Origin of the sequence: Halopolyspora algeriensis (assembly GCF_003337235.1) — a bacterium.
GTDB classification, from domain to species: Bacteria; Actinomycetota; Actinomycetes; order Mycobacteriales; family Pseudonocardiaceae; genus Haloactinomyces; species Haloactinomyces algeriensis.
Genome location: NZ_QPJC01000006.1, coordinates 238938 through 245698, shown reverse-complemented (window position 1 = coordinate 245698; position 6761 = coordinate 238938). Strand labels below are relative to the sequence as shown.

Genomic DNA, 6761 nt, shown 5'->3' with positions numbered 1-6761 from the left:
CGGGAACGCCGGTGGCGGCCCCCAACCGCCACCGGCAACACAACCCCCAACCAACACCACCACCTCAACAACCGCACCAACCAATCACGGGCGGCAGCGTGAGCGAGAATCGACGAAACCCGGATGTGCGGATCGGTGATCCCGAACGCAATCAGGCAATCTCCCTGCTCGGTGAGCACTTCTCCGCCGGGCGCCTGGATGTCCAGGAATTCGACGAGCGCTGCGCGCGGGCGACCTCCGCGCGATTTCGCTCCGAGCTGGTGACACTGTTCGAGGACTTGCCCGCGCCACGTTTCGCCGACCCGACACCACAGCGAAATCCCGGCCGCGGGGCCGGCGGTACCGCACTCGTCCTGTCGGTCCTGTTCGCGGTTCTGGCCCTGGCTCTGCTGGTCAAGCAACCGCTACTGGCTGTCCTCGCTCTCGCCGGACTCGTGTTCTGGCTACTGCACCGCCGGGGCTGAGAAAGCCCCCGCACTCGTTTCCGTCCGCATTCGTTCCCACCTGCGCGCGGCTCCACTGCGCGCGGTAATCACTTCGCTACGGTATAGACATGCACAGCTCGCCGTTCGCCGGCCGACAACGGTGGTTCGGAGCTCTCGTGGCCGGGATGGTCCTCCTGAGTGGCTGCGGTTCCATGCAGGTCGAAGTTCCTGCCGACACCACCGCACCGCACCCCACACCGACTTCGACACCGCAGCAGAGCACACCTCCGGCCGCACCGGTTTCGATATCGCAACCGAGCACGTCCTCGCTTCCACCACGTCCGGTCGACATACCGCTGGACGGGATCGACCCGTGCGAGGTGCTCACCGCACAGCAGCGGGGCGAGCTCGGCTTCGATCGGGATCCGTTGCTCGGCAGCGAACCGGGCTTCGGCGATGCAGCCACCTGCAGTTTCCGCAGCAGCACGGCGGAAGTGGGAGCCCGGCTGTCGCTGATGACCGACGAGAGCATGGCCGTGTGGACCAGCGACACCGCGCAGGTACGGACCACTCCCGTCGTGATCGCGGGCTTTCCGGGACTGGTGGTGCGCACTCCCGAACTGGACCTGTCCTGCAACGTGGCGGTGGACATCGCCGAGGGGCAGCATCTGGACGTGCTGTACCGCGACGACGGCGCGAACCCTCCTCCCCCGCTGAACGAGTTGTGCGCGGGTGCCAAGCAAGTCGCTGAAGCCGCCGTGACCAGTCTGAAGGACCCGGAACCTTCGGCGACCACGGACTCCGCGGAACCCTGATCGAGGCAGCCTCGACGGGGGAGCATCGCCAGCACCGAACACGGTGCCGGGAATCTCCTCAGCTCACGGGGTCGGTGAGATCTTCGCGCACCTCCGGGGCAGCGGAGCGCTTCGCGTCGGCCGCTTCGTCGTCGGGCTGGGTCTGCGCATCCCGTTCCGCCTCGACACGTGCGGTGTAGACCTCGATCTCCCGCGCGATCCGCTGCTCGTCCCATCCCAGGTGATCGGCCATCAGCCGGGCCACCTCCTCGGCGCAGCCGACACCGCGATGTGGATACTCGATCGAGATCCGGGTGCGCCGCGTGAGCACGTCCTCCAGGTGCAGGGCTCCCTCGCGGATGACGGCGTACACCACCTCGACCTGGAGGTAGTTCGGCGCCTCGTGCAGCGGTTTGAGCAGGTCGGAGTGCTCATCGGCGACGCCGAGAACATCGTGGATCAGCGAGCCGTAACGGTCCAGCAGATGCCGGACCCGGTACGGGTGCAGGCCGTGTCGAGAAGCGAGCTGGTCGGCCTGGTTGACCAGCGCATGGTAGCCGTCGGCACCGAGCAGGGGCACCTTGTCGGTGATCGACGACGCGATCCGCCCGGAGACGTCACCGGCGATCGCGTCGACCGCATCGGCGGCCATGACACGATAGGTCGTGTACTTGCCCCCTGCGATGGCGACCAGCCCGGGGGCGACGCGCGCCACGGCGTGCTCCCGGGAGAGCTTCGAACTCTCGTCGCTCTCCCCTGCCAGCAGGGGGCGCAGGCCGGCGTAAACACCTTCGATGTCGTCGTTGGTCAGCGGCGTGGCCAGTACCGAGTTGACGTGATCGAGGATGTAGTCGATGTCGCCTTTGGTCGCGGCAGGGTGTGCGAGATCCAGGTACCAGTCGGTATCGGTGGTCCCGAGGATCCAGTGATTGCCCCACGGGATCACGAACAGCACGGACTTCTCGGTGCGCAGGATCAACCCCGACTCGGAGACGATGCGGTCACGGGGTACGACGATGTGCACTCCCTTGCTGGCCCGCACACGAAAACGGCCACGACTGCCGGACAATCGCTGGAGCTCGTCGGTCCACACCCCGGTCGCATTGATGACCGCCTGCGCACGGACCTCGGTCTCGTCCCCGCTCTCGGCGTCGCGCAACCGGACACCGGCGACCCGGTCGGCCTCGCGCAGGAACCCGACCACCTGCGTCGACGTGCGCACGACCGCGCCGTAGCGCACGGCCGTGCGCGCCACCGTCATCGTGTGCCGCGCATCGTCGGCCAGGGCATCGTAGTAGCGAATGCCGCCGACCGACGCGTTGCGCTTGAGCGCGGGCACCATGCGCTGCACACCCGCACGCGTCAGGTGTCTCTGCCCGGGGACCGAGCGGGAACCTCCCATGGTGTCGTAGAGCAGCAGGCCGGCCGCGGTGTACGGCCGCTCCCACACGCGATGCGTCAGGGGGTAGAGAAAGCTGACCGGTTTCACCAGGTGCGGGGCCAGCCGGGTCAGCATCAGCTCACGCTCGTGCAGCGCCTCCCGAACCAGGGAGAACTCGAGCTGTTCGAGATAGCGCAACCCACCGTGGAACAGCTTGCTGGAGCGGCTGGAGGTTCCCGCAGCCAGATCCCTGGCCTCCACGAGCGCGACCCGCAGGCCACGCGTGGCCGCATCCAGCGCGGCTCCCGCACCGGTCACGCCGCCGCCGATCACGACGACGTCGAATTCCTCGGAACCCAGCCGCCGCCAGTTCTCCGCGCGGTCGGTGGGGCCGAGCCGGCCCTCCAGCCGGGCTGTTTCGGATTCGTCCCTGGACACTGGCGTCCTCCTCACTACTGTCTCCCCACCGCCGACACAGGCTCGCGCGCCCGTGCATCCCCGGTGGTCATGATGCCCGACGCAGCCGCTGAGCGCGTGTTTCGAACCGGCTTCACCGGTGGTCGGTGAGCACGGCCGCACACTCGGCGGGAACTCACCCCGCCTGCCGGACGGTCGCCCCGCGCCGGCGCAACACCTCGATTTCGGACGGCGGGGTCTGCTCGTCCACGATGACGATGTCGAATTCCTCGGCAGGTGCCACCGCATGAAGGGCACGTCTGTGGAACTTGGTGTGATCGACGTAGAGCACGCGGCGACTGGCCGAAGCCAGCATGGCCTTCTTGAGCTGCACCATCTCCTGCTGCGGGTAGAAGCACACACCCTCGGTCACCGCGGACACCGACATGACCGCCAGATCGACCCGCATCCCGCGGAGCGCATCGAGGGCCATGCCTCCCGCGAAAGCGTCCGCCCACGGGAGGTAGTCACCGCCGACACAGATCAGGTGCACACCCTGGTGACCGGCCAGCTCGCCGAACACGCCCCGGTGGTTGGTCACCACGGTCAGCGGTACCCGTTCCGGTAACAGCCGAGCCAAGTGCACCCCGGTCGTCGAGTCGTCGAGCATCAGTGCCTGTCCCGGCTCGACCAGCTCGGCGGCCGCGCGGGCGAGCTGCCGTTTTTCGGCCTCGTTCTGCTGCATGCGGTACTCGGAGGCGGCCTCGTACAGCAGGGACGAGGCCGCGGAAACATACCCGCGATTGCGGTGCACCAGCCCCTGCGACTCCAGATCGGCGAGGTCGCGGTAGACGGTCATGGCGCTGGTGCCGACGGTGGTGACGAGGTCCTCGATACGCAGGCTGCCTTCGGCCATGATCAGCTCGGTGATCCTGCGCCGCCGATCCTGCTGCCGTGCGGACGGGCGCCTGCTCGGCGTCGTCGCCATCGTCGATCCCCCCGCATCACCATCTTCCACCGGTGACTCCCATCTTCCATCATCGCTGGTCGGCTCCGTGCTCCGCTTCCGGTGGATCCGGCACACCTCCGGAAGCTCTCTCACGCCTCCCTTCGAGCAAACCCCTATTACGATAAAAACATCATACAGGAGGTATTGCAACGTTCTTTTTCACATGGTTAATGTGATCCAGCCTTCGTGCTGCTCCGTCCCGAGAACATCGGCACACCGCCACGAGGGGGCGCGAACACGCGGATCCCCGTGGAGAAGGCAAGCAGCGACACCGTGGACAGGGGATGCCGGGCCCAGTACCGTGCCGATCACTCCGAGCCGGAGGCGGCGACTTTCGGACCGGTCCCAAGAAGAACAAGGAGAACCTGCGAGATGAGCGCTGGTGAGATCTTCCTCTGGGAGCTCATGGGCACCGCCACACTGACTCTGCTCGGCTGCGGCGTGGTGGCGAACGTGACTTTGCGGAACACTCTCGGACACAACGGCGGATGGCTGTTGGTCACCTTCGGCTGGGGCTTCGCCGTCTTCGCCGGCGCCAGCATCGCGGCCCCCTCCGGAGCCCACATCAATCCCGCCGTCACGTTCGGGCTCGCCGTACACGGACAGGTCACGTGGAGCCAGGTACCGATCTACCTGCTGGGCGAGCTCACCGGAGCGACCCTCGGAGCCGTGCTGTGCTGGGCGGCCTACAAGCTGCAGTTCGACACGCACGACGATCCCGCCAACACGCGGGGCATCTTCTGCACCGCCCCGACCGTGCGCCACGCGCCGTGGAATCTGGTCACCGAGATCATCGGTACTTTCATCCTGGTGCTCTGGATCATTCTCAGCCCCGGTGCGGAGCGAGGCCCGCAGGGCATCCCGGAGTTCGGCAACGCGGCACTGGGTTATGCCGCGGTCGCGTTCGTCGTCATCGTGATCGGCACCTCGCTCGGCGGCCCCACCGGCTACGCGATCAACCCGGCCCGCGACCTCGGACCGCGAATCGCCTACGCGGTGCTGCCGATCAAGGGGAAGGGATCGGCGGACTGGGCGTACTCCTGGGTACCGATCCTGGGGCCGGTTCTCGGCGGCGTGCTCGCCGGAGCACTGGCGCTGATACTGCCCGTCGCCTGAGAAACGAGCATCCTCGAGTCAGCACACCGTCGAGAGCCACCGCTTTCGGCAACGAACCCCTCCGAGCAGGAAGGTAGTGGACATGGCCTCCTACGTAGCCGCCATCGACCAGGGCACCACCTCGACTCGCTGCATGATCTTCAACCACTCCGGGCAGGTCGTCGCCGTCGACCAGCTCGAACACCGGCAGGTCATGCCCAAGGCGGGGTGGGTCGAACACGACCCGGAGGAGGTGTGGACCAACACTCGCCAAGTCTGTGGCGGCGCCCTGGCCAAGGCGGACCTGACGCTGTCCGAGATCGCGGCGGTCGGCATCACCAACCAGCGGGAAACCACCGTGGTCTGGGAGAAGGCCACCGGCAGGCCGGTTTACAACGCGATCGTGTGGCAGGACGTCCGGACCAGCACGATCGTCGACGAGCTCGCCGCGCTGGGCGGGGGCAAGAACCGCTATCACGAGAAGACGGGTCTGACGCTGTCGCCCTACTTCTCCGCCACCAAGATCCGCTGGATTCTCGACAACGTGGACGGAGTCCGGGAACGCGCCGAAAACGGGGAACTGCTGTTCGGCAACATGGACACCTGGGTGCTGTGGAACTCCACGGGGGGAACCGAGGGTGGCCTGCACATCACCGACCCCACCAATGCCTCCCGCACCCTGCTGATGAACCTGCGGACGCTGGAGTGGGACCCCGATATCTGTGCCGAGATCGGTATCCCGATGTCGATGCTGCCGGAGATCCGCTCGTCCTCGGAGGTCTACGGATACTTCCGCGAGCGAGGGGTGTTCGGCGGGCTGCCGATCGCGGGCATTCTCGGTGACCAGCAGGCGGCGACCTTCGGGCAGGCGTGCCTGGCACCGGGCGAGGCCAAGAACACCTACGGCACGGGCAACTTCCTGCTGCTCAACACCGGAACGGAACCGGTGCTCAGCGAGAACGGCCTGCTCACCACCGTGGGTTACAAGATCGGCGAGCGCGAGACCGTCTACTGCCTGGAGGGCTCCATCGCGGTCACCGGATCCCTGGTGCAGTGGCTGCGGGACAACCTCGGAATGATCGGCACCGCACCGGAGATCGAACAGCTGGCGTCCTCGGTGGAGGACAACGGCGGCGCCTACATCGTGCCCGCCTTCTCCGGGTTGTTCGCACCGCACTGGCGCTCCGACGCACGCGGCGCGATCGTCGGACTCACCCGCTTCGTCAACCGGGGGCACCTTGCCCGCGCGGTTCTGGAGGCGACAGGCTTTCAGACCCGAGAGGTCAGCGAGGCGATGAAAGCCGACTCCGGGGTGGAACTGAAGGCGCTGAAGGTCGACGGCGGCATGGTCGTCAACGACCTGCTCATGCAGTTCCAGGCCGACATCCTGGGTGTCCCGGTCATCCGCCCGAAAGTCAACGAGACCACCGCGTTGGGCGCGGCCTACGCGGCCGGGTTGGCAGTGGGCTTCTGGTCGAGCGAGGACGACATCCGCAAGAACTGGGCCAAGGACAAGCAGTGGGACCCCGCCATGCCCTCCGAGCGCCGGGAGCAGGAGTTCCACAACTGGCAAAAAGCCGTCACCAAGACCTTTGACTGGGTCGAATGACGTCGGTGTGCCCCGCGGGAGCCCGGTCATTCGGCCGCGTGGAGCGACTCCC

General features: G+C 67.0%; 6 protein-coding genes. 4 read left to right on the top strand and 2 right to left on the bottom strand.

All coding sequences use genetic code 11. The features are described from left to right. Positions 1-98 precede the first annotated feature (98 nt). Both DFQ14_RS11970 and DFQ14_RS11965 read left to right on the top strand, forming a co-directional pair. Positions 99-464 carry a DUF1707 SHOCT-like domain-containing protein gene (locus DFQ14_RS11970; RefSeq protein ID WP_114453290.1) on the top strand — a complete coding sequence of 122 codons (366 nt, stop codon included), beginning with the start codon at positions 99-101 and terminating at the stop codon, positions 462-464. An 89-nt stretch (positions 465-553) separates the two neighbouring features. Continuing rightward, positions 554-1240 carry a DUF3558 domain-containing protein gene (locus DFQ14_RS11965; RefSeq protein WP_114453289.1) on the top strand — a complete coding sequence of 229 codons (687 nt, stop codon included), beginning with the start codon at positions 554-556 and terminating at the stop codon, positions 1238-1240. A gap of 58 nt (positions 1241-1298) precedes the next feature. On the opposite strand, the gene glpD is transcribed toward DFQ14_RS11965, so the two are convergent. Continuing rightward, the gene (gene glpD, locus DFQ14_RS11960; RefSeq protein ID WP_114453288.1) at positions 1299-3038 is read right to left on the bottom strand and encodes a glycerol-3-phosphate dehydrogenase; all 1740 of its coding nucleotides are present in this window, start codon (positions 3036-3038) and stop codon (positions 1299-1301) included. 154 nt (positions 3039-3192) lie between these two features. Next, positions 3193-3984, bottom strand: a complete 792-nt coding sequence (locus tag DFQ14_RS11955) for a DeoR/GlpR family DNA-binding transcription regulator (RefSeq protein ID WP_114453347.1) — start codon at positions 3982-3984, stop codon at positions 3193-3195. 393 nt (positions 3985-4377) lie between these two features. Here DFQ14_RS11955 and DFQ14_RS11950 point away from each other — a divergent pair, with 393 nt between their 5' ends. Both DFQ14_RS11950 and glpK read left to right on the top strand, forming a co-directional pair. Beyond that, positions 4378-5121 (top strand): MIP/aquaporin family protein, encoded by a 744-nt coding sequence (locus DFQ14_RS11950; protein ID WP_114453287.1) that lies wholly within the window; start codon positions 4378-4380, stop codon positions 5119-5121. A gap of 82 nt (positions 5122-5203) precedes the next feature. Beyond that, positions 5204-6709 carry a glycerol kinase GlpK gene (gene glpK, locus DFQ14_RS11945; protein WP_114453346.1) on the top strand — a complete coding sequence of 502 codons (1506 nt, stop codon included), beginning with the start codon at positions 5204-5206 and terminating at the stop codon, positions 6707-6709. The last annotated feature ends 52 nt before the right edge of the window (positions 6710-6761 follow it).